Genomic DNA, 24,479 nt, shown 5'->3' with positions numbered 1-24,479 from the left:
GCTACGAACCGAGCCACACCGTCGAGGTCGTGACCTCCGCCAGCAGGTCGGGAATCGGGGTGACGCCGAGGCCCGGCCCCTGGGGCACGCTCAGGTGTCCGTCCTTCAGGACGAACGGTTCCGTGATGTCGGTCCGGTAGAACCGGTCCGACGCCGAGGTGTCGCCGGGCAGGGTGAACCCGGGCAGCGAGGCGAGCGCGACGTTCGCCGCCCGTCCAAGCCCGGTCTCGATCATGCCACCGCACCACACGGGGATCCCGTGGGCGGCGCAGACGTCGTGCACCCGCCGTGCCTCAAGGTAACCACCGACCCGGCCGGGCTTGATGTTCACGATGCGACAGGCACCCAGCGTGATCGCGTCGGCAGCGGAACGGGCGGACACGATCGACTCGTCGAGGCAGATCGGCGTACGGATACGACGGGCCAGCTCGGCGTGGCCCAGGAGGTCCTCCTCGTCCAGGGGCTGCTCGATGAGGAGGAGCTCGAAGGGATCCAGTCGGGCGAGCTGGGACACGTCGGACAGCGTGTACGCCGTGTTGGCGTCGACCTGCAGCAGCACATCGTCGCCGAAGCGCTCCCTCACCGCTCGCACCGGCTCGACGTCCCAACCGGGTTCGATCTTCAGCTTGATCCGCACGTAGCCGGCGTCGAGATAGCCGCCTACGACGTCCAGGAGTTGTGGGACGGAGTCCATGATGCCGACCGAAACCCCACAGGGCACGGAGTCCCGGGTGGACCCGAGCGCGGTGGCGAAGGACAGGTCGTGTGATCGGAGTTCAGCGTCGAGCACGGCCATTTCGAGTGCGGCCTTCGCCATCCGGTGACCCTTGAACCTGGCCAGGCGGGGCGCGACTCGGCTCGCGGTGACCTCGCCCTCCATCAGGGCCGGGACCAGGAAGTTCCGCAGCACGTGCTCGGCCCCGTCGACGTACTCCGAAGAGTAGAGCGGCTCTCCCATCGTGACGCACTCGCCCCAACCCTCGCCGTTCGTTGTCACGACTCGTATGAGCAGCAGTTCCCGTACGTTCTGCGTACCGAACGACGTCCGGAACGGTGCCACCAAAGGCATCTGGACACGCAGAAGTTCCACACCACTGGGCTTCATGACGACTTCTCCCTTGAGACCACGTACCAACCGGCACGATCGAATCCGATGACCCTGGCTTCCTCCGCCATCAGGCCTCCCAACACCTCCCGCAGCGCGACGCGCCACGCCTGGCCCTGATCCGGGTCCGTGCGCCGGAGTGTCTCGATGTCGGGCGGCACGGCGACCAGCACGACCGGCCCGTCGGCCACTGCGGTCAGCGGTCCCCCGTCAGGTGCGACCGACAGGGCAGAGGCCGCACCGCGCTCTCGCAGCGCGGCTACTTCGACTCGGGCAGCCTCACCGAGCGAAGCGGCGGACGCCGCCGGGCCGGAAAGCTCCCAACGGACCATCAGCCGGTCGGTGTCACCGGCGCCGTTGATGCCGTCGCGCATCGGCCCGTAGAAGTCGGGCAGGTAGCGCGCCGGGCCGGCGCCGAGTTTGACCAGGTTGAAATACGCGTTCCGCCGCACCAGGGGATCGAACGTCCAGGTGACCAGCGAGACGTCCTGGCACAACGCCCAGGCGCGCTGGTGCAGTTTGAGGGCGAATCCGATCCCCCTCCCGAGCCCCCGCGGCGCCACGCCGGCGATGTGGCTGTGCAGGCTCGCCTTGGCCGGGCTGCCGAAGAAGCCGAGGCAGGCTCCCAGCAGCTCCTCCCCTTCGTACGCGCCCGCGACATAGTTCCCCGCCGCGGCCATCGCCCGCAACAGCTCTGTCGTCACCGGTTGGGCACCAGTGCCCGGTTGCCAGATCGATGCGAAGAGCCGGCAGACATCGGTCAGGTCGGACACCTCGGTCAGGTCCCGGATTTCCACACGTGAGGCGACGGCAGCAGCGGTCGCGGCGGCCAGCGCGGCCGCGCTCACGGCCGGGGAAACCAGACCTGACTCATATGTCGCAAGATCTCTCACGGGACTTTCCTTTCCGGGCTTACCGGGCGGGTCACCGTGGTGCCGCACCAGGGTTGTCCGCCGCGTTCGTCGTAGCACACAGAGTTCACTTCGCCAGCACGGCGTCGATCAGGGCGGTGAGCAGGGCGGTGCGCCGTGGCAGTTCGGCTACGACGACGTGTTCGTCGTCCGCGTGCGCACCGCCGCCCACGCCGCCGAGGCCGTCGAGGGTGGGGATCCCGAGGCCGGCGGTGAAGTTCCCGTCCGAGGCGCCACCGACAGCGGCGGCGGTAAGAGCTCCGAGGCCAAGTTCGGCAGCGATCGTTGCAGCGAGGCCGAACAGCCTCGACGACGCGTCCGCCTGCAGCGGCGGGCGGCTGATGCCACCCGAGATGCGGATCCGCGAGCCCTCGAGTACGGGGCGGAGGTCCCGCACGGCCCGGTCGACCCGCCGCTGCTCCGCCTCGTCCCACACACGTACGTCGACCGCCACGCCGGCGCCTGCGGGAACCGTGTTGGTCGTGGTGCCGGCGGAGAGGACCGTCGGCACGACGGTCGTGCCCCGCTCGGCGTCGGCCAGTGCCGCGACTGCGAGGATCTGGTGCGCCGCCTCCACCCCGGCGTTCACCCCCTTCTCCGGTTCGAGCCCGGCGTGCGCGGCCCGGCCGTCCACTTCGATCCGGTACAGGGAGGCGCCTTTGCGGCGGCACTTCAACGCTCCGCCGCCTGCCGATGCCTCCAACACGAACACCGCGTCGCAGCCGCGAGCCTCTTCCTCGATCAGCCGCCGCGACGACGGCGAGCCGATCTCCTCGTCACCGGTGACCAGGATCGAAAGACCCGACCGGTTCCCGGCGGCAGCGCCGGCGTGCAGCGCCATCACGACACCCGCCTTCATGTCGAAGCAGCCCGGCCCGCGCAGCACTCCGTCCCGGACGGAATACGGGTGTGTCTCCAGCGATCCGGTGGGCCACACCGTGTCGTGGTGTCCGAGCAGCAGCACACGCGGCGCCTCGCCGAACCGCCACCTCAGGTGCGTGCACCCGTCGATCACCACGCGATCCGGTTCCGTGTCCAGCAGCCTGCGCCCCAGTGCCGCCACGACGTCTGCGCTGCGGGCGACGGCTTCGTGATCGGACGACGGCGACTCGCACCGCACCAGGGTCTCGATGTCCGCGACGAGGGCCTCCACCGCCACCTCGGCGCGCGTCGCCATCATCGCGGCTCACCTCGCAGCGGCTGTCCGGGAAGCGCGTCGACCTGCAACTCCCCCGCACTGACCACCGGGACACCACCGACAAACAAGTGCCGCACGCCCACAGACGGCCGCGTGGGGCCGAAGTAGGTCGCGCAATCGTTGATCGCCACGGGGTCGAGTACGACGATGTCGGCGTCCGCGCCGACCCCGAGGTGTCCCTTCGCCCGAGCGCCCGGCGCCACCTCGTCGAGGACCCGCGCCGGCAGGTGGGCACACCGCCGGAACGCCTCCGGCCAGTCCCAGGCACCGCTCTCCCGCACCATCACGCGCAACGTCTTGGTGAACGTTCCCGCGGTGCGCGGGTGCGTCGTTCCCCCGGGCGGCAGTGGCCACTCGGTGCTGTCGTTGCTGCCGTCGGGCCAGAAGACGGGCATCGCGTCACTGGCGACAATCGCGTCCGGGAAGGCCAGCGCCTGGTGCAACATCGCGAGCTCGCGCGGGTTGCCCTCGTCGAGGAACTCCAGAATGCAGGGCGCCCCGGGGTCGCTGTTCCGCAACTGCCGCAGGCGCCCCTCGTCGGCGATGCGCTCCCCCGATTCGAGCATCACGACACTCGACGGGGACAGGCCCTTCATACGCAGGCGTTCGGCATCGAGGAAGGCCGCTCCGATCGCCGTGCTGCCGGCCCCGTACGGGTAGGCCTCGACCGTCACCCGAGATCCCGACCGCCGTGAACCGTCCAACGCACCGAGTACCCGGTCGATGTGGTGGCCCGAAGTGCTGTTGACGTGGCAATGGTGCATCGCTGCTCCGGTCTCGGCCGCGGCGATGACGATCTCCTCGGAGCCGTCTGCGGGAGTTCCGGGATCCACCTCGACCAGCTCGCGGACGTGGGTGTACGTCGGCACGCCGGCCTTCGCGGCAAGCCGGGCGACAGCAAGGAACTCGGCAGGCTCACTGTGGGGCGCGTACCCGAGGAGGACTCCGATGCCGAGCGCTCCGGCGCTCAGCTCACCCTCGATCAGGGCCAGCCACTCGGCGAGTTCACGATCGGTGGAGGAGCGCTGCCATGCGCGGTTTCCCAGCACCGCGAGGCCGCTCCCGATCTGTGCGTCGGGCTGGATGCCAGCGAGCACCTGGGCCCGAGCACCACCCCACGAGGCGGAGAAGCCGTAGTGCAGCGGTCGTCCGTCCGCGGCGGCCTCGGCGTACGCACGTCCGATGGGCATGAGGCCCGCTTCCAGGTCGAGGGCCGTCGTCACGCCGTCCATGGCCTGCAGCCGCTGCCCCGCGATGGAGTGCACATGGCTGTGCAGGTCGACGAACCCCGGACCGACGACCAAACCCGTGACGTCGACGACCGCGCATCCCGGTGGCGCGTCGAGCCCTGCGGCGACGGCGCTGACCACGCCGTCGGACACGAGGACGTCGGCGATGCCGTCGAACCCTGTTCCCGGATCAATGACACGGCCACCACGCAAAAGTGTCTGCATGCTTTCGTCTCCTCATCGAGGACGCACTGGAGCACCTGCTGGCCTACGACCCTAGGAGGGAGATCAGGCACCGCTGTTGGTCCAGGCCGACGAATCCGTGACGGCCTATTCATGCACCTCGACGAACCCGGTACGAAGTACTGCTTCTTCTCCGGGCTGGACGTACCCGGGACGACCGAGCGGCGCAAGATACCGGGAAAGAACGCCGCGACGTTCCTTCGTGCTGCCCGCCTTCAGCCGGGATATCGCGAGGCCGATCGTCTTGCCGCCGGGGTCGCTGTAGTCCAGCGGCACCTTGAGCGTCGCGCGCTGAAAGGTGTCGGGGCCCTTCGCGTCGCAGCGTTTCCACTGGAGCTTCTGCTGCGTGTACTGCCGCAGGGGGTCCTTGGCGGTGGAGGTGTCGGATGCCTTGAACGCGGCCAGCGGTCTGCGCACGCTGCTCGGGATGCAGCCGGGGATCGCAGTGGTCGGGGAGGCTGCCGACGGCATCGAGTCCACCCGGCAGCTCCTCGCGGAGTCGGCCGAACCGCCGAAAGTCGTGGCGATCACTACCTTCGAGAACGACGGCTACGTCACCGCCGCACTCAGCGCCGGGGCCAGCGGCTTCGTGCTCAAGCGGCTCCCGGTCCCGCAGATCGCGGAAGCAGTGCGGGTGGTCGCGGCGGGCGAGGCGATTCTCTTCCCGGCGGCCCTGCGCCAGATGGTCACCGCCCGCCCGCTGGGCTCCGCCGAGGCGCTGCCGCAGGCGGCGCTGGCGGGCCGGGAGGAGGAGGTGCTGCGGTTGATGGCCACCGGCCTGTCCAACCCGGAGATCGCGGAGTCGCTCACGGTGAGCCTGGAGACGGTGAAGACACACGTCGGGAACGTGCTGACCAAGCTCGGCGCGCAGAACCGGACCCACGCGGTGGTGATCGCGTACGAAACCGGCCTGGTCGTGCCCGGGGTCGCGGGCTGACGCGACATCAGGTGGCCTGCCCCGGCCTGCCTGTGCCGCTGAACCAGCGTCCGAGGCTCCACGCTCTGGACGCCTCCCCACCCCGGGGCAGGCCCGGCTATGGGAGCTTGGGGAGTTACCCGCCCTCGCGGCGGGAGAAGTCGGCCGCGTAGGAGTTTCGGGAGGCCCTGCCGATGGCCCGGCCCTCCTCGACACCACCCTGTGTAAGCAGTGAGCGCACGGGTCGGCCCGGCTATGCGGTGTTTCCGTTGCCGCGCGGGTTGCCGGTTGTCGCGCGGGCGGTGACCAGCCCCGATTCGTAGGCCGCGATGACCGCCTGGGCGCGGTCACGGACGTCGAGCTTGCCGAAGATGCTGGTGATGTAGTTCTTGACCGTGGAGACGCTGATGTGCAGGTCGTGGGCGATCTCGGCGTTGTCGAGACCGGTGGCCATCAGACGCCACACCTCGACCTCCCGGGGTGTGAGTTCGCCCAGGTCGGTGGGGAGTGGTTGCGACGCGCCGTGAGGGGCCCGTACGTAGGTGGAGATCAGCCGGGTGAGCAGACGCGGCGCGACGACGGCCTCGCCTGCGTGGACGGTGCGGATCGCCGCGCTCAGGTCCTCCGGCGAGCTGTCCTTGGGCAGGAACCCGCAGGCTCCGGCGCGCAGGGCACCCACGACGTACTCGTCCATGTCGAAGGTGCTGAGGGCCAGGACCCGGCAGCCGGGCAGGGTGGCGGCGAGTTGCCCGGTCGCGCCGACACCGTCGAGGACGGGCATCCGGATGTCCATCACCACGACGTCGGGGCGCAGCCGGCGGGCGAGGGCGACAGCCTGCGCGCCGTCCTCGGCCTCTCCCACGACCTCGAAGGACGGGTCGGGGGAGAGGATCAGCGACAGGCCGCGCCGGACCAGCGGCTGGTCGTCCGCGATCAGCACTCTGATCCTCGGTGTGTTCGGCCGGGTCCTGGTCATCGGTGTGCCCCCTCGTGCTGGACGGCTGCTTCGGCCGCCTCGTCCGTGGTCAGCGGCAGGTCGGCCACCACTGCGAACCCACCGTCGGCCTGCGGGCCGACGGCGAGGGTGCCGCCGTGCAGGGCGACGCGCTCGCGCATGCCGATCAGGCCGTAACCGCCCGAGCCCACCGACGACGCCCCGTCGTGCGGCGGTGTGCTCCCACCATCGTCCCGCACTTCGACGGTGACCCGATCCTGGCGATACGTCAGCCGCAAGTACACGCGGGCGGGCCCCGCGTACTTGCGAGCGTTGGTGAGGGCTTCCTGGGTGATCCTGAACACCGTGAGGCCGACGGTCGGCGGCAGCGGGCGCTGCGGCCCGTGGACGCTGAACTCGGTCGGCAGTCCGGCAAGGCGGGATTCGGCCACCAGACGGTCGAGGTCGTCGACGCCCGGCTGGGGCTGCGACGGCGCGGACTCCGGTTCGTCGCCGGCCCGCAGCACATCGAGGAGTTGGCGCATCTCGCGCAGGGCGAGCCGCCCGGAGGATTCCAGGGTGACCAGGGCGTCCCGGACCACCTCCGGTCGGGCGAGGTTGGCCCGGGCTCCGCCGGCCATCAGCTGCATGGTGGTGATGTGGTGGGCCACGATGTCGTGCAGCTCCCGTGCGATGCGGCGGCGTTCGTCGGCCACCGCACGGTCGGCGAGAAGTCTACGGTTCGCCGCCACTTCCCGCTGCCAGCGGTTGACCGCCATGGCGGTGCCGACGACGATCAGGGCGGAGAGGGGCGTGACAGCGGCGTCCTGCCAGGGCGGAATCCGGCCGTGGCTCTGGCTCAGCAACGTCAGCGACACCGTCGCGACGGCCGCGACCGCTGTCACCCGGCCAGTGCAGGCCCTGGCGACTGAGTACAGGGCGACCAGCAGGACGGCACCGAAGTGTCTGGGCAGCGGCGCGGTCAGGGTGGCTGTCGTATCGAGTGCCAGTACGGCAGCGAGCGCCACCACCGGGTGGCTGCGCCGGACGAGCAGCGGCAGGGCTGCCAGCGCGACGAGGAGGAACCCGGCCACGCTCACGGCGTACCGGCCGTCGGGGTCGTCGAAGAACACGTAACTGAGCAGGTTCATCGCGCAGGCCCCGCCGGTCACCAGCGCGTCGTTGCGGGACCACGGCGGCCCGGCGCTGTCGATGTGCAGCGGCTCCCGGGCATCGCCGGGCCCGATGTGTCGGCGCCTGCGCATGTTTGTTCTCCCTGTGTCCGGCCTTACGGCCTCCGGTACAGAGTTGCACAACAGCTGCAGCGGCAGCACTGGTGGCAGCACCGTCGGCGGCAGCTCGCGGCCCGCGACCAGGATGGGGACCAGGACCTGGGTCCTGGTCACTGGCCGGGGCAGGACCCAGGGCCCCGGCCCGGATCATCCGCTGCCAGGACGCTTCCCGGCCCCTCGGGGTGATGGTCTGGATACCGGCCGGGAGCCCCCGGCAGACGTCCGCATGCAAGTCCGTCCGCCGGAGGACATCGTGATCCGCGCCCTGACCGGATACTCCACCAGACACCCGTGGAAAGTCATCGCCCTCTGGGCGGTGCTGGGTGTCGTGCTGAGCGCCCTGGCCCCGACACTGATCGGCCGCGTCACCCAGAACCAGACCGGGGATTTCCTGCCCAAGAGCTACGACTCGGCCGCCGCCCTGGAGATCGCCGAAGAACAGTTCGGGGTGAACCCCGACGCCACCACCGTGACGATGCTGGTCGCCCGGTCCGACGGCAAGGCTCTCGGCGCCGCCGACCAGAAGCGGGTCGAGGCCGAGGCGGCGAAGCTGGCGCAGCGCCGGGTGATCATGCCCAGGGAGGACGACAGACCGAAATTCCTGGTCCCGGACCGCTCCCAGACACCCCGGATCGCCCCGGCGATGGTGGCACCCGACCGGAGTTTCGAACTGCTCTCCGTCGAGCTGATCGGGAACCGTACGGACAAGGGGGTCCAGGGCGTCTACCGGGCCTTCCGGGACGCCGCCCGGACGCAGTTCTCCGAGGCGGGGATGCGCACCGGCTTCACCGGAAGTCTCGCCGACACCGTCGACACCACCGATTCCCACGAGACCGCCGCGAAGGTCGGGGGCGCCCTCCTCATGGGGCTCATCCTGCTGATCAACGTGCTGGTGTTCCGCAGCGTGCTGGCGGCCCTGCTGCCGCTGGTCGCGGTCGCCATGATCATCGGTGTAGCGGGGGGAGCCGTCGCGAGTGCCGCGATACTCACCGGGCGCAAGCTCGACGCGGGCACCCCTGATCTGATCAGCGTGGTCCTGCTCGGCATCGGTATCGACTACCTGCTGTTCCTGCTGTTCCGCTTCCGCGAGCAACTGCGCGCCCGGCCGGAGCAGTCCGCCCGCGAGGCGGCCGGGCAGGTCTCGGGACGGGTGGGCACCGCGATCACCTCGGCGGCGCTGACCATCGTGGCCGGGTTCGCCACGCTGGGCGTGGCGACCTTCGGCCAGTTCCGCTCGCTGGGCCCCGCCATCGCCGTCGCGGTCCTGGTGATGCTGCTCGGCAGCCTCACCCTGCTGCCGGCGCTGCTCGCGGCCGCCGGGCGCAAGATGTTCTGGCCCTCCAAGGCCCTTGGCCACGAGCCCGACGAGGGCCGTGCCGCCCGCTTCGGGGCGCGGGTCGCACGACGACCGATGACGATGACGTTCGCCTCCGTCGCCCTGCTTGCCGCGCTGGCCGCCGGGCTGATCGGGATCCGCATGGACTACGGCCAGGGCAACGCCGCTGCCAAGACCCCTGCGGCGGCCACCGCGACCGAGATATCCCGTGCGCTGCCGGCCGGAGTGTCGGACCCGACGAGCGTCTTCGTCACCGCCACTGACGGCGGCACCCTCACCGCAGGCCGGCTCGACGGCCTCTCCCGTGCTCTCACCCAGGTCAAGGGCGTGGACCAGGTCGCACGGACCGCCCTGAACAAGGACCACCGCGCCGCCCGGATAGACCTCTACCCGACCGCGGACCCGCAGAGCCAGCAGGCCCGCGACCTGGCCTCCGGACCCGTGCGGGCAGCGGTCGCCCAGCACACACCCGCCGGAACGACGGCACACGTGGGCGGAACGGCGGCGATCTACGCCGACATCTCCACCGCCGTCGACCACGACCTGAAGATCGTGTTCCCGGTCGCGGCCGCACTGATCGCGCTGATCCTCCTGCTGCTCCTGCGCAGCCTGCTCGCACCGGTGATCCTGATGCTCTCCGTCGGGCTCGGCTTCGCCGCCACCCTCGGCGCCGCCACCCTGCTCTTCCAGCACGTCCTCGGCAAGCCGGGCGTCAACTTCTCCCTCCCGCTCGTGCTGTTTCTGTTCGTCGTGGCACTGGGCACCGACTACAACATCCTGATCAGCGACCGGATCCGGGAGGAAATGCAGCGACCGGGCCCGGCCCGCTCCGCCGTGGCCCGCGCGGTGCAGCACACGACACCGGCCATCGCGACCGCAGGCCTGGTCCTTGCCGGCTCCTTCGCCACCCTCGCCACGACCCCGGGCAACGAGCAGATCGCCTTCGCAATGACGCTCGGAATCCTGCTCTCCGCGCTCGTCCTCTCGCTGGTGCTGGTCCCCGCCCTTACCGCACTCCTCGGACGGAGCATCTGGTGGCCGGTCCGCCCACGGCCCACCAAGGGCAGCCACCCGCAGCACCGTGCGAACGCACCTGCCCCGGAACCCGACCGGGTCATGATGGCGGACTGACCGAACGGCTCAGGTGACCCGTGAGCACCTCACCTGTCCGGCGTGGCCTCGCATGGTTGAGCGTGCGCACCCGTGACAGCCACCAGATGTTTCAAGAGCCGTCAGAAACACCCTAGAAGCCCACTGGAAATCTTGGCATCGCGCCCGGCCCAGGCAGGTTTGCCCCGATCGATATTTAGGGGCGAAGCGGTTGAGTCAGGCAGTCGGAACAAGATCTTCATCGGACTTCTAGGTCCACAGCAACGAGGTGCCTGGTACCGAGCCGAAGCCGACTTCCGCGCCGCCCTGGACACCGCGTTCCGCGCCACCGACCGTACCCACCAACCCAAGGAGACCTGTGACCGTCCTCAGCCCCACCGCGCGGCGCGCCTCCGCCGCGAGCCTCACCCTCGCCGCCTGCTTCATCACTTCCCCCGCCCTGGCCTCAGCTTCAGAGGCCCCCGCCAAGAACGGCACCGGAGCCGGGCTCGACCAGTACTACCGGCAACACCTCGGCTGGGGCAGCTGCGTCACGGGCCCCGTCGACACGACGGGCCGCGATCTGGACAAGGCCGGTGTGCAGTGCGCGGACGTCACCGTGCCGCTCGACTACGCCCACCCCGCAGGGCGCACGATCACCCTCGCGATATCCCGGCTCAAGGCCACTGACACCCACCACCGCATCGGATCGATCCTGCTGAACAACGGCGGGCCAGGCGGACCTTCAGTCCAGTCGCCGCCGGACGTCCGCAAGGCGATGAAGGACGTCGGCGCGCGCTACGACATCGTCGGCTTCGACCCACGCTTCGTCGGCCGCAGCACCCCACTGGACTGCGGCTGGCCCGTCGGCACGTCCTGGTTCTCGGCCGGCACCAGCCGGGCAGGTTTCGACCGCCAGGTCGCCCTGCAGAAGAGCCTTGCCGAGAAGTGCCGCACCCATGACGCCTCAGTGCTGCCATACATCAGTACCCGCAACACGGCCCGTGACATGGATGTCGTCCGCGGCGCGCTCGGCGAGCGGAAGATCTCCTACCTCGGTTACTCGTACGGCACCTACTTGGGCACGGTTTACACCCAGATGTTCCCCGGCCACTACGACCGCGTCGTGCTCGACGGCGCGGTCGCCCCCGCCGACTACGGCCCCCGCCTGACGAAGGGCACCGAGCGCGCGAGCGAGAAGGCGCTGTCCGCCTGGGCCGCGTGGGCGGCGGACCGCGACGCCGAATACGGCCTCGGCCGCACCCGCGCCCAAGTGCTCACCACCGTCGACCGCGTCCTCAAGGCGTCCGCCAGCGGCCCGCTGACCGTCGGCACCGGCTCGGACACCTTCCGGATCGACGACACTCAGGTGCCGGTCCTCCTCTACTCCAGCATCGGGGACGACACCGACCCGACCCGGGCGTTCCTCGCCGAGCAGTTGGCCGTGCTGAGCAGGGCCGCACGGGGCACGGCGCCGATGCCGCTCTCGCCGGAGTTCGCCGCGACGCTCCGGTACCTACTGCACGGCGCGGCCGAACCGTCGGGAGTCCAGGCCGCGGTCCTCTGCGGGGACGTGGCCGCCCCGCGCGACCCCGAGGTCTACTGGCGCGACATCGAACGCAGCCGGGCCGCGCACCCGGTGTTCGGACCAATGACCAACAACATCGGCCCCTGCGCCTTCTGGGACCGCCCCCGCGAGGAACCCACCCAGGTCCGCCGCGACGCCCCGGTACTGATCGTGGCAGCCACCGGCGACCCCCGCACCACCTACAAGAGCAGCGTGGCCCTGCACGAGCAACTGCCCGGCTCCAAGCTGCTCACCCTCAAGGGCGCCAACCGGCACGCCCTCTTCGGCCGCTACGGCAACGCCTGCGTGGACGACGAGGTCAACAGGTACCTGGCTACCGGCAAACTGCCGACGAAGAATCAGACTTGCGTCAAGCGCGCCGGTGAGGCGTCTTCGTCGGATCTGATGACGACGAAGGCGTTGTCCGCGCCGATGGGGGCGTCGATCAGCATCAACACCGCGGCGATCACTGGTGTAGCCGCCGCGCTGATCGTCGGTGGTGGCGGCACCGCCGTCGCAGTACGCCGCCGCAAGACCCCCCGCGCCGCCTGAGCGGAACCGGCGCAACCCAAGGGCGGCATCCCCTCGGCGGGGTGCCGCCCTTCGCCAGCGTCTGGCCCACCGTCATCCGCCCCCAACCCCCGAACCGCTCCCGCAGCATCCGGACCTCGGTATCGGCCAGCACTCCCGAACCAGCAAGGGAGCACTGCGACCACTGAACCGTTCCGGGTTTGATCGAGGCTCGGTGTCCTGCGACGCGCCGGCGGCGACTGGACGACCGCCGGCATCACGCACCCAGGTCCGCAGCGTCTCGGGTTGACGTTCGGATCAGCCGCGACGTCCTTGAACGTCCGCCTGTCGGCCGAAGCCCGCCACAACGCGATCGCGTCGGACCGGCTCCGCACTGTACTGCCGCGGGGCCCCCGAACCCGGACACTGGGTCAGAACGTCACTCGCGGGCCCGCCCCGCGCGTACAGCCGGTGCGCGGGGCGGGCCGTTCCTGTCGAACCTCCCCCTCAAGATGGGTGTGGCTCCTCTTGAGGGAAGTTCCTGATCAAGGAATGTGCGCTCACCTGGGCTGAAGCCCGGCTTGCTTGGAGCAGGTCCGGTCGTTGGCGGGTAGCTGGCCGGTGGCCAGGTACTGGTTGACCTTGTTGTCAACGCAGGCGTTCTCGTACAGTCCGTAGATCGCGTGCCGGTTCGCACCCTTGAGGGTGATCAGCTTGGAGCTCGGCAGCAGGCCGTGCAGGGCAACGGCACCCTTGTGGGCGGTGCGCGTGTCGCCGGTGGCGGACACGATCAGCGCCTTGGTGTCGTGCTTCACCTGGGTGGGCTTCTCGCGGGGCCGGTCCCAAAAGGCGCACGGGCCGATGTTGTTGGCCAGCGCGCCGAAGCGCGGGTACGCGGCGCGGCTGCGCTCGATGGCCCGCCAGTAGACCTCGGGGTCGCGCGGGGCCGCCACGTCCCCGCAGATGACCGCGGACTGCACACTGCCGTGGTGTGACTGCTCGCCGGTCAGCGCGAACCGCAGCAGCCCGGCGAACTGCGGTGACAGCCGGGTCGGCTGCCCGGCCGCGGCCTCGTTCAGCACGGACACCTGCTCGCCGAGGGCCGCGCGGGACGCGTCGGTGTCGCTGTCGAGGCCGGCGAGCAGGAGGAACGGGGTCTGGGTGTCGTCAAGTTGGAAGGCGTCCGGGGCGCTGCCGACGGTCAGCGGTGCGCGCGCGGATGCCCTGATGACGCGGTCGATGGTGGCGAGAACCTGGGCGCGGGTGCGGCCGAGGCCGTAGATGTCATTGCGGGCGGCAGCCCAAGAGGCCCAGTCGGCGAGCGCCTGCTCGTTCTCACCGACGGCCTCCCGGAGCAGCCGGGGGCCGAACTTGCGTGGGTCGATGGCGCCGTCCAGGACCATGCGGTCGGTGCGGCCGGGGAACATCTGGGTGTAGACGGTGCCCAGGTAGGTGCCGTACGAGTAGCCGAAGTAGGAGATCTTCTTCTCGTCGAGCGCGCCGCGGATGACGTCCATGTCGCGGGCCGTGTTGCGGGTGGTGACGTGCGGCAGCACGGAGGCGTTGGTGGCCCGGCACTTGTCGGCCAGGTCCTTCTGGAGGGCGACCTGGCGCTCGAAGCTCGCCCGGCTGTGACCGGCCGAGAAGAGATTGGTGCCGACGGGCAAACCGCAGTCCAGCGGGGTGCTGCGGCCGACGAAGCGCGGGTCGAAGCCGACGATGTCGTAACGCGGGCCAACCTTCTTCATCCACGCGTGGAATTCCGGCGGGGATTCGAGGGCGGTGCCGCCGGGGCCGCCGTTGTTGAGCAGGATCGAGCCGATGCGGTGGCGGGTGTCAGTGGCCTTGAGCCGGGATATCGCGACGGTGATCGTACGGCCCCGGGGGTCGGCGTAGTCGAGCGGCACAGTGACGTCCGCGCACTGCACGCCGGCCTTATCCAGATCACGGCCCATGGTGTCGCCCGAGCTCTTGGCGCAGCTGCCCCAGCTCAGGCGCTGATCGTAATAACGGTCGAGCCGGGCTTCGGACTTCGACATGGTGGGGGCCGGCGCGGCCGTGGCGGTGGGGGCCGCGCCGAGGCAGGCCACGAGGGCGAGGCCCACCGCAGAGGTGCGGCGCACGGCGGGGCTGGAGGTGATCACGAAGCCTCCTTGAGGTGCTGGGTGTTGTGGTCGGAAGTGCCAGTCGTATGTGCCGCGTCCGCCGTGGGTACGGCAACCGCCACCACGCCCGACGGGACAGCCGACACCGCTGCAGACCGGGCCGGTCGGTGCCTGTCGAAGGGGGATCTCTTCGCCCCGTTCCGTATATGTCTCACACCGTAGACGCTATGCGCAGCAGTAGCCCCCACTCACTACGGCTGTCCCCCCAATCCCGGTGCGGCCATCCCCCGCAACGGATCGTCCACGGCCCTGCATTGAGACCATGACAACAGCTCAACACCCCGGACGGCACTGTCACGTGGGTCTGTCAAACGAGCGGTGTAACTCAGGTTGTTGGGGTGGGCAAGCACCCCGCGATCTGGGTCACCGAACGCGCCGGCCGCCTGTCACGCCGGTCGGCGAACGAAGCCTTCGAAGCCGCCAAGCAGGCCGCCGACCTGCCCGAAGAACTCAAATTGCACTGCCTGAGACATTCCTATATCACACATTTGACCGAATTTGATTATCCGGAACGGTTCGTCCAGGACCAGGCCGGCCACGGCTATGCCAGCACGACGGCCCTCTATACCGGCGTCTCGGACGAGTACCGAAACCGGCTGGTGCACAAGAAGCTGAGCCAGCGATTCCCTGGCATCTGGGAGGACCCGAAGTGATCAAGAAGATGGGCTACCGCTGGAATCTGCGCAAGCTCATGGCCGACCGCGAGATGTTCCAGACCACCGACCTGGTGCCGCTGCTGGCCGAGCGGGGCGTCAACCTCTCGCGCGAGCAGGTCTTCCGTCTGGTCACGCAGCCACCGCAGCGGATGTCGATGGACACCCTCGCGGCTCTGTGCGACATCCTCGACTGCCAGCCCAACGACCTCATCGAGATCCAGGTCGTCAACGAAGAGGTACGCAAGACCGCCGGCGGCGAGATGTCCGGCCCGCTTCCGGCCGTGCGCCGGACCTCGATCCGGCGACCGGAGGGACTGTGACCGCCCCGTCGACCGTCGCCCGACTCGCTGCGCAGGCCGCCCGCATGGAAGCCGCGACAGCCGCCGCCGTCGACCAGGTCACCGCCGCGGTGCCGTCGCTCGACGCCCAGGAGGCCGCGGCCGCGCTGGTGACCGCGGTGCCGATCCCCGTGCGCGGGGCGGCGAAGTTCCTGGAGAAACTGGCCGGACACCTCGCCGCCCACCCTGACGCACTGACGTCGGGCAGTTCGCTCTGCCCGCCGGTTCTGCTGCGGCTCGCCGAAGTGCTGCACGACGCCGGGCACCACGCGGTCCGTCCTGGTTGCGCACACTGCGGCACGGTGCGAAGCGACCTGCGCCAACTGAGGCCCGAGGGACGGCTCTGCGGGCCGTGCGATGCCCGGAGCCGCCGCGCAACCTGTGCACGCTGTCACCGCGTCGGTCAACGTATCGTTGCCCGACGCCCCGAAGGCACCATCTGCAACCGCTGCTACCGCGCGGACCCCGCCACGTTCGAGGAGTGCGCTGACTGCGGTCAGCTCCGACACCTGGTGGTGCGACGCGACGACGGCCGAGGAGTGTGCATCAAGTGCTGGAAACGTCCCATGCACACCTGTGTGAGCTGCGGAAAGACCGCGGCGGCCGCCCTCGTTGATGATGACGGCGCGCTCTGTCACCTCTGCTACAACCGGCATCGCCGACCACGGCGCCTCTGTGGCCGGTGCGGGCAACTCAAGCGCATCGCCCGCAACGCGCGCGACGGGCAGCCGGACCTCTGCGACGGCTGCTACCAGGGCCCCGAGGCGACGTGCTCGGCCTGCGGCCGTGTCCGCCCCTGCGCCAGCCGCGACCAGCAAGGCCAGCCGGTCTGTTCCACCTGCTACCAGCGGAATCGCACTGGCGAGCCGTGCGCCCGCTGCGGTCGGACCAAGCCGAGCACCACGCGGTGGCCCATCGGGCCGGTCTGCCACGTCTGCTACACCGCCGTGCTCCGGTCGCCAGCCGAGTGCCCTCGCTGCGGCATCATCCAGCCGCTGATCGCGCGGGACGACGATGGCGCCGAGGTCTGTGGACCGTGTGTCGGCTTCGCCGCCGACTACACCTGCCGTCAGTGCGGCCGAGCCGGCAACCCCCACAGCCGCGGCCGGTGTGCTCACTGCGTTCTCGCCGAGCGGGTCAACGCCCTGCTGGCCGGACCCGACGGCACGGTCGCTCCGCAGATGAAACCGCTCGCCGCCGCGCTGGCGGACGCTCCCTCGCCGTTTCCGGCGATCCAGTGGATCAAGGAGAGTCCGAACACCAAGCTCCTCGCCCAGCTCGCGGCCGAAGGCCACACGCTCAGTCATGAGTTGTTGGACGAGCTCCCGCCCAACCGGAACCAGCGCTACATCCGCCAACTCCTCGTACACACTGGCGTGTTGGTAGAGCGGAACGAGGACCTCGAACGCATCCCCGGCTGGCTGGAGCACGAACTCGCGGATAAGCCGGCCGCGCACGCCAGCCTCGCCCGCCCGTTCATGCACTGGTTCTTGCTTCGGCGAGCACGCCAGCGGGCCGCCATTCGCCGCCATCCTGCCTCCGCAGACCGCGACCTGCGGCGCCGCGTCACCGTAGCCCTGGACTTCCTGGCCTGGATGGACCAACGCGGCCTGACTCTCGCCGACCTCGCCCAGGAGCATATCGACGACTGGATCGCCGGAGCGACCAGCCAACGTCGCTACCTGATCCGGTACTTCCTGAAGTGGACGACGAGCCGTCGGCTCACCCGCGAGCTCACCGTCCCCTCCATCCCGAGGCAGGAGCCCCAGAACCTGCTCGACGAGGACGATCGGTGGCCGCTCCTCCAGCGTTGCCTGACCGACGATGCCCTGCCTGCGGACGTCCGCGCAGCCGGGGCTATCACCCTGCTGTTCGGCCCGTCCACCGAACGCCTCTGTCATCTGACGCCCGAGCACCTCATGCTCGGCGACAAGGACACCCGCCTCGTCCTGGGCCGCCATCCCGTCCTGCTGCCTCCACGTCTCGCCGAGCTCCTTCGCCACCTCGCCGAACAACCCGAGCTACGGCCGCAGCTCTCGCGAGTCCGCCCAGGCCCTCGGTGGCTCTTCCCGGGCATGGTCCCGGGCAAGCCGATCTCGACGCACGGCATGACACAGAAGCTCAGCCGGCACGGCATCCCGGTCCGCACCGCGCGCAACGCGGCGCTGGCCGCTCTTGCCGCTGATCTCCCCAGCCCTATCCTCGCCGACGTGACCGGGATGCACCGCCACACCGCACTCCGCTGGGTCGCCTACGCCCGACGCGACTGGGCCGAGTACCTCGCCGCACGTGCCGGGGAACAGGGTCAAGGTGTTCGCGAGTAGGGCTGGGCAGGGCCAGGATGCATCGGCTGGAGATCGCCCCCGAGTAGGCGCCACTGAAATGAATCGCGGCTGATCTTCCCCGAGTTACCCGGTGCGGCGCGTGATCAGGGCCTCCAGACCGTCGAGGATCCGCTCCAGGCCGAAGTCCAGCGCCTGGTCCCGGCCATCCTGTGAGGCCATGGCCGCGGCGAGCGCGGGGAAGCGGTCGGCGTGCTGGTGCACCAGGGGGCCGAGGACGGCCAGGAGTTCCGTCTCGGGCGAGCCATCCGGCCGGGCCGCGCGGGCCTGCTCGGCGATGCCCCGGACGTGCCCGGCCAACAACACCGCGGCGTCCATCCGCTCGGGGCCGGTCAGCCCGTGGCCGTCCAGGGCCGCGACCACCCGCTCCAGCCAGCCGAGTTCCTTGGGGCCCATCACCCGTGGTCCGACGGTGGCGTCGAGCAGCCACGGGTGCTCGGTGAACAATCGCGCCAACTGCTTTGCCCAGGCCGATAGTTGCTCACGCCACCCGAGCCCGTCCACGGCTGGCGGCGGTTCGTCGACCGCGGCCTCCACCATGAGCGCGACCAGTTCCGCCTTGCCGGGCACATAGCGGTAGAGCGACATCTTGGTGAAGTCGAGCAGGCCGGCGACCTTCTGCATCGAGACGGCGCCGAGGCCCTCGGCATCCGCGATCTCGACGCCCGCCGCGGCGATCCGCCCCAGGCTCAGCGCGGGCTTCGGCCCCCGGGACGGCTTGGCAGGCGGTCCCCAGAGCAGCCGCACCCCCTCGTTCGCTTCCTCGCCCAATTCCCGCTCCGTCTCGTGTTTCCGGCTGCCCTTGCGAGGCGACCTAACTGCGTCTACCGTACACAGCAATAAACAGTGTCCTTAAGACACAGTTAATCGAACAGCCCCGGATGGAGTGGTTCACGTGAGCACGAAGGTCCTGATCTCGGGCGCGAGTATCGCCGGCCCCACACTGGCCTACTGGCTGGGGCGGTACGGCTTCGAGACCACCGTCGTCGAGGTTGCCCCCGCCCTGCGCGGCGGCGGCCAGGCGGTCGACTTCCGCGGCAAGACCCACCTGACCGTGCTGGAGCGGATGGGCGTGCTCGACGAGCTGCGTGCCCTCGACACCGGCGGCAGCTCGATAACCTTCGTCGACCAGCGCGGCCGTCAGCTCCTCCACCTGCCAGCCGACTTCGCGGGCGGGGACGTCGAGGTCCCGCGCGGGGAGCTCGTCCAGGTGCTGCACCAGCGCAGCCTCCCGCGCACCGAGTACCTCTTCGGCGACTCGATCACCGCCTTGGAGGAGACGCCCACCGGCGTCCGGGTGGCCTTCCGGAACGGCGCGGCGCCACGCGAGTTCGACCTGGTGATCGGCGCCGACGGGCTGCACTCCAACGTCCGTCGGCTCGCCTTCGGCCCGGAGGAGCGCTACGTCCGCCACCTCGGCTACTACGCGGCCACCTGGCAGCTGCCCAACTACCTGGGCCTGCCTCCCGGTTCAGTCGGCCTCAACGTCCCCGGCCGACTTGCCGCCGTCGGCGCCGACCACCGCGACCCGACTCGGGCGGGTGCCTTCTTCGTCTTCGCCTCGACCGAACTCCGTTACGACCGCCACGACGTGGCGCAGCAGAAGACGCTGGTCCAGGACGCCTTCGCGGGCCTCGGCTGGGAGGTGCCCGGGCTACTGGAGAGCCTGGGGCAGGCCCCCGAGCTGTACTTCGACTCGATCAGTCGGGCCGACGTCCCCGCCTGGTCTACCGGTCGGATCGCCCTGCTGGGCGACGCCGCCTGCGGGGCCACCATCGGCGGGATGGGCACTGGCACCGCTGTGGTGGCGGCGTACGTCCTGGCTGGCGAGCTGGCCCGGGCCCGCGGCGACCACCGCACCGCCTTCGCCCGCTACGAGCACACCCTGCGCGACTACGCCCAGGGCTGCCAGAAGGGCGGCGACCGCACCGGCCCGTTCCTGGCACCTGGCACCGCGACCCGGCTGCGGGTGCGCAATGGGCTGCTGAACCGGCGCTGGATCCTCGACAAGATGCTGGAGATGGGCAAGCAGATCAGCAGCGTCGACCTGCCTGACTACGCGGCCGAGCTGTCCAACGCCGCTGCGTTCAGCGTCGTGGGCGGACGGGTCGGCCCTCGGGCAGCACGCCGCTGGCGGTGATCACCAGCGCGGGCGGCTCGCAGGGCGACGGTGAAGCTGTGCGCCATCGATCCTTGGCCGCAGAGGGCGCTCTCGGCACTGAGTAACGTCTGCTCTCGGCTCGTCGACGAAGCCACCCGTTGGCTGCAACATGGGCGGGAAGGACGAATAGCGCACGGTTGGAATAACCCCCTCCCGCCAGTAATTCACGAGATCGAGCGCGGGGCGCTCACCCAGTACTACGGCGCCCCCGCGCTCGCCTCCCGGAAGGTGAAGGGGGATGACTCCCGGCCTCGTGGCTACTGGTGGATCATCGAGCCCGTCGCGCGGGCCATCGCGGTCGCTGAACAGCTCACACTGCACGACGCGAAGGTCTTCACCGCGGTCATCGCGCAGGCCGAGGACGGCGAGGGTGGCTTCGACGCCGCGAAGGACATCGACGACTTCATCGCCACCGTCAACGCCAACCGCGAGCACACCGGCCTCGAAGCGATCCCCGAAGCGCTGGTGCGACCCCACATGTTCCGTCACACCATGTCGATCATCGCGGCCCAGGAACCCGACGGCGAGATCGCGCTCGGGCTGCAGCTCAAGCACGCCGCCCGGCGGGCGATGGCGAACCGCACCACGCTCGCCTACGGCAAGCCCGACGCGAAGTGGGTCAAGGAGTTCGACAACCAGCTGCAGGTCGCCGCCGCCAAGAAGTTGGTCTCCCTGCTCCAGGCCCGCCGAGCCGGCCAGACCATCGCGGTCGGCCCCGGCGCGGCGCGATTCCACGCCGGACTTGACAAAGTCAACGACGTCATGGACCAGGCCGGGACGCTTCGCGCCCAGGTCGCCGACGAACGCCTGGAGATCACCCTGCTGCGGGACGAGTTCGCCGACCTCCACCTCGGCACGGTCAACCACTGCCTGTGGAACGCCCCTACGGCCGAGTGCCAGAACCAGCTCCCGCGCGATCAGCGCGGCCAGGCACCGCTGCTGGGGGCCTGTCAGCCGTCCCGGTGCCGCAACTCGGTACTCACACTCGCCCATGAGGCGATCTGGCGGATGGAGGAGGCCGATCTCTTGGAGCTGCTGAAGAAGAAGCTGTCCAAGCCGCGGCGCGAGCAGGCTCTGGCCCGGCTCGCCGAGGTCCGCTCGGCAACCGCGCAGTTCGACAAGATGAAGGAGAACGACTGATGCCGGTGTCCGCCGCCACGGAAACCAAACTCCGCGAGGCCATGGCCCGTCTGCTGGCCGGTGAGCCGCTGCACACCGACGGCGCACTGACCAAGGAGAATCTGGCGCGCGAGGCGAAGGTCAGCCACGCCACTGTGCACCGAGCCGAGGAGATCCTAGCCGAGTGGAATGCCAAGGTCGCCCGGCCTGTGCTCCGCACGCCGGGAGAGGTCCAGCGCGACGAAACCATAGCTGACTTGCGCAAAAGGCTCCGCGATGTCACCACCAGGGCGACCGAGTTGCAGGGCAAGCTCGACGAGCTCGCCGCGGTGACGGCGAACCTCTACTACGAAAACCTCGAGCTGAAGAAGAAGACGTCCGTGCAGGGAAAGCGCCGAATCGCCGCCCTGCCTGCGTCGGCCCCCTGGCTGGAGTAACTCCGCAGGTGGGACGTCCACTGAGTCCTGTGCATCGTGACATTCACAGGTCACGGCGCTGTTGCAAGGGGCAGACGGGGTACCCGTTGGTCAGTCGGTGGGTGGCTTGCGGGTTGGGGGCGTTGCCGGGGCCGCTACACGGGCCGCCGCGCCGCTCTCATGAGCCGAAGCACATTTCCCAGTTGGAATGCCGAGAGGCCGGGCTCTGGGAGAGCACGGCCTCTCGGGTGGTGACGCGGTGCCTACCAGTAGGTGCGCGTGATCTTGTCAGGCAGTCGTCCCTGCCGCTCCCCCTCCTGAAAAATCACCGATGCCACGATCAGGAAAGCGCGGCGGAGTTTCGGGTCCGGGACGGGGTTTTCCACATTCCCGACGTCTTTGTCGAGGAGCATGTCACCGAGGGCTATTCCCTCGAGCGTGCAGGGGCGGGCGACTGATCCCTCCGGATCGATCAGGATGTTTCCGGTATCCCCTTCTGCGGTTTCCCAGGCGTAGACGGATCCCGCTTCGAGAGAGCGGATCTTCCTGCATGTCAGTGATGCTGTCACGGGAATTTCCACCAGTTCGCTCGCGCCAGGGATTTGATCACCTGAACCCTATACCGTCCGCCGCAGGCGCATGTTCGTCCCAGATGTGGCCGGCATCCAGGGTCGCCTGATGGGCGCGGCGATAGTTCTGGTCGCCATGCTGACGCATCCAGTTCGACTCGTATAGTTCATGCGCGAGCAGATCGAAATCGCTGGGGTGCGGATTTCCGTTCTGGAGGCGTTCCCAGGCCCTGGCGATACGCGGATTGGCATCGAATCGCAGCATTCCCGCGTCGAGCTGATGCGATTCGACGAACAGGTGGTTGTAGATCTGATTGATGTCGGCCGCGGAATAGCCGTGCGACGCCGCGGTCTGCGCCACCCGGTCGAGCTGGGCGTTGGCGCGGATCGCGTCATAGGCGTGGTCCGCCCATTCCAGCTCGAAGTACAGCCTGCTGGACCACCGCCTCGCCCCGGCCCACCAGCTGGCGACGGCATATCACCAGCGGTGGGAGATCGAAAACGGGTTCGCGGAACTGAAGAACCGCCTGCGCGGCGCCGGATTCATCCTGCGCTCCAAGGCGCCCGAGCTGGTCTGCCAGGAGATCTACGCCCTCCTCACCGTCTACCAGGCACTATGCGCACTGCAGACGCGCACGGCAGGACACGGCGGGACCGATCCCGACCGAATCTCCTTCACCGTCACCGTGCAGGTCACCCGGCTGGCTGTCGTTGCCCAGGCCGCAGCAGACGCCACCACACTGGCCGCCGCCCGCCGAGAGGTCACCACAGAGCTCTTGGCCGCCCTCCTCCCGCCCCGCCGCAAGCGGCAGTGCCAACGCATCAAGAAGCCGCCCAAGAACACCTTCGAGGTCAGAAAGCGGGACCAGCCCCGCACTCCCAGTAACGTCCGCTACACACTCAAAGTCACCAAGCACCCCACCTGACCTGCACTGACGCGCTAACTCACCGGCATTGGCCTGACCTGCTGCTTCGCCGAGTGTGCATTATGTGCGCTGTGGGCGTTACGGGCGATATCTTGACGCATATTCGACGCACGTGAGGCCCTTCTGACGCGCGTTCTGAAGGAGCGTCAGGCGGCCGTTCGCGCAGGTGGCGGTGCGTCGGGTGAGGTCCTCCGGGTTCCTTCTTTGCTGCCTCTTGGTGAAGAGCTGCCGTTTATGGTCGGGTTTGGGGCTCAGTAGGAGCGGGGTCCGTAAGGGCTCCAGTGGCCGAGGAAAGGCTTGAGGTCGTCGCCGCTGGGCTTCGGTGGGGAGGGCAGCTTCGGCGCTGCGGCGGACTCGGTGAGGTGTTGGAGGCGGGCATCCGCGAAGGCGAGCCACGCCTCGATATCGGTCCTTTCCTGCCCAGGTGGCAGTGATGTGGCGTGGTCGTGCACCGCTGTGACGTATTCGGTCAGGCGCTTGGTCTGGTGCCAGGCGTCTGCTTGTTCTTCGAGGTGTTTGACGCGATAGGCGTGGGCGTACGCGGCGCGGGCTTCCTGCATGGCGGCTTCCCAGTGCCGTTGCTCTGCCTCGCGGGCTAGCTGATCCGCGCGGCGTTTGCGTTCCGCGGCTTCGCCAGGGAGGCCGACTTCTTGCGCGAGCTCGGCGAGTTGGTCTTCCAACGGTCGGTCGGGGAGATCAGCCCATTCGCTGGCGCGGTGTGGGTTGCCGCCTCGGAGCATGAAACGCAGGCGGTTTGAGGGCGTGTAGTCGAAGCGGGCGATGCGCATCCATGAGTACTTCTTGGCTTCAGCGAGTTCCTTGTCGGTGGGGACGTGTTCGCTGCGGTCCTGTTCCTGGAGGATGAGGAATCCGACGCTTTCGCCTTGGGCGGTGATGGTGAAGTGGGGTGGTGCGCTGCGGCGCCGATGGGGTGGGGGAGCGCCTTGTGTGGTTCCGAGCGCCGCCTTATGCCCTTGTGTTTCGGTGGCGGTGATGAGGGCCTGGATGATGCGAAAGGCTCAGCCTTGGACGGGTTTGGTCAGACCCATGGGCTGCGACTGTTTTTGGAGAGCGGCCACGATGGAGTGGGGTTTGGTGAGTCTGGCCGGAACGGGCAGCGGGGCGAGTTCGGCGAGCCGCCAGGCGGGGATGTCGGCGAGCTTGATTTCGTAGCCGCGGTGGGTCCGGTATCCGTAGAGCTCCTGTGTGTGGGAGATTTTGCCGGACTTGCGTGCGGCGTTGACCCGTGATGCCCAATTCACTGCGTGTGGGCCAGGTTCGAGGGGCTTGATGAGACAGCCGTCGTTCGCGGCCAGTTCTTCGAGGAGTTGGTCCGCGTAGTTCGTACGGGCCTTCGGTACTGTCTTAGCCTCGATCCACCGAGTGACTCGCGTCCTGTGGATGAGGAAACGAGAAGAGGTGCCTGCTGACCTGCGATGATGGGAGTTCTGACGCTT

General features: G+C 69.2%; 22 protein-coding genes and 2 pseudogenes. 11 read left to right on the top strand and 13 right to left on the bottom strand.

The annotated features are described in order from the left end of the window. Nucleotide 1 precedes the first annotated feature (1 nt). The 5 genes from menC to ACZ7IB_RS43585 all read right to left on the bottom strand — a co-directional run bounded on the left by menC (nt 2) and on the right by ACZ7IB_RS43585 (nt 5,103). Entirely contained in the window at nt 2-1,105 is a 1,104-nt protein-coding gene (gene menC / locus ACZ7IB_RS43605) for an o-succinylbenzoate synthase (RefSeq protein ID WP_470920508.1), read from the bottom strand. Continuing rightward, on the bottom strand, nt 1,102-1,998 hold the full coding sequence (locus ACZ7IB_RS43600) for a GNAT family N-acetyltransferase (protein ID WP_470920507.1): 897 nt from the start codon (nt 1,996-1,998) through the stop codon (nt 1,102-1,104). Before ACZ7IB_RS43600 ends, menC begins: the two co-directional genes overlap by 4 nt. Nucleotides 1,999-2,083: 85 nt before the next feature. Further along, nucleotides 2,084-3,196, bottom strand: a complete 1,113-nt coding sequence (locus tag ACZ7IB_RS43595) for a M20 family metallopeptidase (protein ID WP_470920505.1) — start codon at nt 3,194-3,196, stop codon at nt 2,084-2,086. Continuing rightward, a complete protein-coding gene (locus ACZ7IB_RS43590) occupies nt 3,193-4,668 on the bottom strand; it encodes an amidohydrolase family protein (protein ID WP_470920504.1) in 1,476 nt (491 codons plus the stop codon). The genes ACZ7IB_RS43595 and ACZ7IB_RS43590 overlap by 4 nt, the downstream gene beginning before the upstream one ends. A gap of 105 nt (nt 4,669-4,773) precedes the next feature. After that, a complete protein-coding gene (locus ACZ7IB_RS43585) occupies nt 4,774-5,103 on the bottom strand; it encodes a hypothetical protein (protein ID WP_470920502.1) in 330 nt (109 codons plus the stop codon). A gap of 10 nt (nt 5,104-5,113) precedes the next feature. On the opposite strand from ACZ7IB_RS43585, the gene ACZ7IB_RS43580 reads away from it, so the two are divergent. Beyond that, the gene (locus tag ACZ7IB_RS43580) at nt 5,114-5,623 is read left to right on the top strand and encodes a DNA-binding response regulator (RefSeq protein ID WP_399435537.1); all 510 of its coding nucleotides are present in this window, start codon (nt 5,114-5,116) and stop codon (nt 5,621-5,623) included. A gap of 232 nt (nt 5,624-5,855) precedes the next feature. Here ACZ7IB_RS43580 and ACZ7IB_RS43575 read toward each other — a convergent pair whose 3' ends face one another. Together ACZ7IB_RS43575 and ACZ7IB_RS43570 are read right to left on the bottom strand one after the other, a co-directional pair. Continuing rightward, nucleotides 5,856-6,578 (bottom strand): response regulator transcription factor, encoded by a 723-nt coding sequence (locus tag ACZ7IB_RS43575; protein WP_393702747.1) that lies wholly within the window; start codon nt 6,576-6,578, stop codon nt 5,856-5,858. Then, nucleotides 6,575-7,801 (bottom strand): sensor histidine kinase, encoded by a 1,227-nt coding sequence (locus ACZ7IB_RS43570; RefSeq protein WP_470920500.1) that lies wholly within the window; start codon nt 7,799-7,801, stop codon nt 6,575-6,577. Before ACZ7IB_RS43570 ends, ACZ7IB_RS43575 begins: the two co-directional genes overlap by 4 nt. Nucleotides 7,802-8,054: 253 nt before the next feature. Here ACZ7IB_RS43570 and ACZ7IB_RS43565 point away from each other — a divergent pair, with 253 nt between their 5' ends. Together ACZ7IB_RS43565 and ACZ7IB_RS43560 are read left to right on the top strand one after the other, a co-directional pair. Next, nucleotides 8,055-10,295, top strand: coding sequence for an MMPL family transporter (locus tag ACZ7IB_RS43565; RefSeq protein ID WP_470920499.1), 2,241 nt, complete (start codon nt 8,055-8,057; stop codon nt 10,293-10,295). 337 nt (nt 10,296-10,632) lie between these two features. Then, nucleotides 10,633-12,372 carry an alpha/beta hydrolase gene (locus ACZ7IB_RS43560; protein ID WP_470920497.1) on the top strand — a complete coding sequence of 580 codons (1,740 nt, stop codon included), beginning with the start codon at nt 10,633-10,635 and terminating at the stop codon, nt 12,370-12,372. Between the two features lie 518 nt (nt 12,373-12,890). Here the strand turns inward: ACZ7IB_RS43560 and ACZ7IB_RS43555 are convergent. Beyond that, nucleotides 12,891-14,474, bottom strand: coding sequence for an alpha/beta fold hydrolase (locus tag ACZ7IB_RS43555; RefSeq protein WP_470920495.1), 1,584 nt, complete (start codon nt 14,472-14,474; stop codon nt 12,891-12,893). Between the two features lie 359 nt (nt 14,475-14,833). Between ACZ7IB_RS43555 and ACZ7IB_RS43550 the strand changes: the two genes are divergently transcribed. From ACZ7IB_RS43550 to ACZ7IB_RS43540, 3 genes are read left to right on the top strand one after another with little or no spacing between them, the layout of a single operon-like run. Next, on the top strand, nt 14,834-15,148 hold the full coding sequence (locus tag ACZ7IB_RS43550) for a tyrosine-type recombinase/integrase (protein ID WP_470920494.1): 315 nt from the start codon (nt 14,834-14,836) through the stop codon (nt 15,146-15,148). Next, on the top strand, nt 15,145-15,471 hold the full coding sequence (locus tag ACZ7IB_RS43545; RefSeq protein WP_470920492.1) for a helix-turn-helix domain-containing protein: 327 nt from the start codon (nt 15,145-15,147) through the stop codon (nt 15,469-15,471). Before ACZ7IB_RS43550 ends, ACZ7IB_RS43545 begins: the two co-directional genes overlap by 4 nt. Continuing rightward, entirely contained in the window at nt 15,468-17,813 is a 2,346-nt protein-coding gene (locus ACZ7IB_RS43540) for an XRE family transcriptional regulator (RefSeq protein ID WP_470920490.1), read from the top strand. Before ACZ7IB_RS43545 ends, ACZ7IB_RS43540 begins: the two co-directional genes overlap by 4 nt. An 84-nt stretch (nt 17,814-17,897) precedes the next feature. Here the strand turns inward: ACZ7IB_RS43540 and ACZ7IB_RS43535 are convergent, their stop codons facing one another. Continuing rightward, nucleotides 17,898-18,602: a TetR/AcrR family transcriptional regulator C-terminal domain-containing protein gene (locus tag ACZ7IB_RS43535; protein ID WP_470920488.1), complete on the bottom strand. Its 705-nt coding sequence runs from the start codon at nt 18,600-18,602 to the stop codon at nt 17,898-17,900. Between the two features lie 124 nt (nt 18,603-18,726). Here ACZ7IB_RS43535 and ACZ7IB_RS43530 point away from each other — a divergent pair, with 124 nt between their 5' ends. From ACZ7IB_RS43530 to ACZ7IB_RS43520, 3 genes are all read left to right on the top strand, one after another. Further along, entirely contained in the window at nt 18,727-19,971 is a 1,245-nt protein-coding gene (locus ACZ7IB_RS43530) for an FAD-dependent monooxygenase (RefSeq protein WP_470920486.1), read from the top strand. A 249-nt stretch (nt 19,972-20,220) separates the two neighbouring features. Beyond that, nucleotides 20,221-21,132 carry a hypothetical protein gene (locus ACZ7IB_RS43525; protein ID WP_470920484.1) on the top strand — a complete coding sequence of 304 codons (912 nt, stop codon included), beginning with the start codon at nt 20,221-20,223 and terminating at the stop codon, nt 21,130-21,132. Further along, nucleotides 21,132-21,548 carry a hypothetical protein gene (locus ACZ7IB_RS43520; RefSeq protein ID WP_470920482.1) on the top strand — a complete coding sequence of 139 codons (417 nt, stop codon included), beginning with the start codon at nt 21,132-21,134 and terminating at the stop codon, nt 21,546-21,548. The genes ACZ7IB_RS43525 and ACZ7IB_RS43520 overlap by 1 nt, the downstream gene beginning before the upstream one ends. 242 nt (nt 21,549-21,790) lie before the next feature. Here ACZ7IB_RS43520 and ACZ7IB_RS43515 read toward each other — a convergent pair whose 3' ends face one another. Together ACZ7IB_RS43515 and ACZ7IB_RS43510 are read right to left on the bottom strand one after the other, a co-directional pair. Further along, nucleotides 21,791-22,096: a hypothetical protein gene (locus ACZ7IB_RS43515; RefSeq protein ID WP_470920480.1), complete on the bottom strand. Its 306-nt coding sequence runs from the start codon at nt 22,094-22,096 to the stop codon at nt 21,791-21,793. 37 nt (nt 22,097-22,133) lie between these two features. Continuing rightward, complete coding sequence (locus tag ACZ7IB_RS43510; RefSeq protein WP_470920479.1) at nt 22,134-22,457, bottom strand: hypothetical protein; 324 nt, start codon at nt 22,455-22,457, stop codon at nt 22,134-22,136. 70 nt (nt 22,458-22,527) lie between these two features. On the opposite strand from ACZ7IB_RS43510, the pseudogene ACZ7IB_RS43505 reads away from it, so the two are divergent. Beyond that, nucleotides 22,528-22,692 (top strand): annotated as a pseudogene (locus ACZ7IB_RS43505) (transposase); the annotation flags it as partial. A gap of 90 nt (nt 22,693-22,782) precedes the next feature. Next, nucleotides 22,783-23,022 carry a hypothetical protein gene (locus ACZ7IB_RS43500; protein WP_470920477.1) on the top strand — a complete coding sequence of 80 codons (240 nt, stop codon included), beginning with the start codon at nt 22,783-22,785 and terminating at the stop codon, nt 23,020-23,022. Between the two features lie 251 nt (nt 23,023-23,273). Here ACZ7IB_RS43500 and ACZ7IB_RS43495 read toward each other — a convergent pair whose 3' ends face one another. Both ACZ7IB_RS43495 and ACZ7IB_RS43490 read right to left on the bottom strand, forming a co-directional pair. Further along, complete coding sequence (locus ACZ7IB_RS43495) at nt 23,274-23,810, bottom strand: hypothetical protein (RefSeq protein WP_470920475.1); 537 nt, start codon at nt 23,808-23,810, stop codon at nt 23,274-23,276. 231 nt (nt 23,811-24,041) lie between these two features. Continuing rightward, nucleotides 24,042-24,479: pseudogene (locus ACZ7IB_RS43490) on the bottom strand (hypothetical protein); the annotation flags it as partial.

The sequence above is a fragment of the Streptomyces sp. NPDC037301 genome, assembly GCF_055602785.1.
Note: the sequence above shows the minus strand (reverse complement) of the source record. Positions and strands in the feature narration are given on the sequence as shown.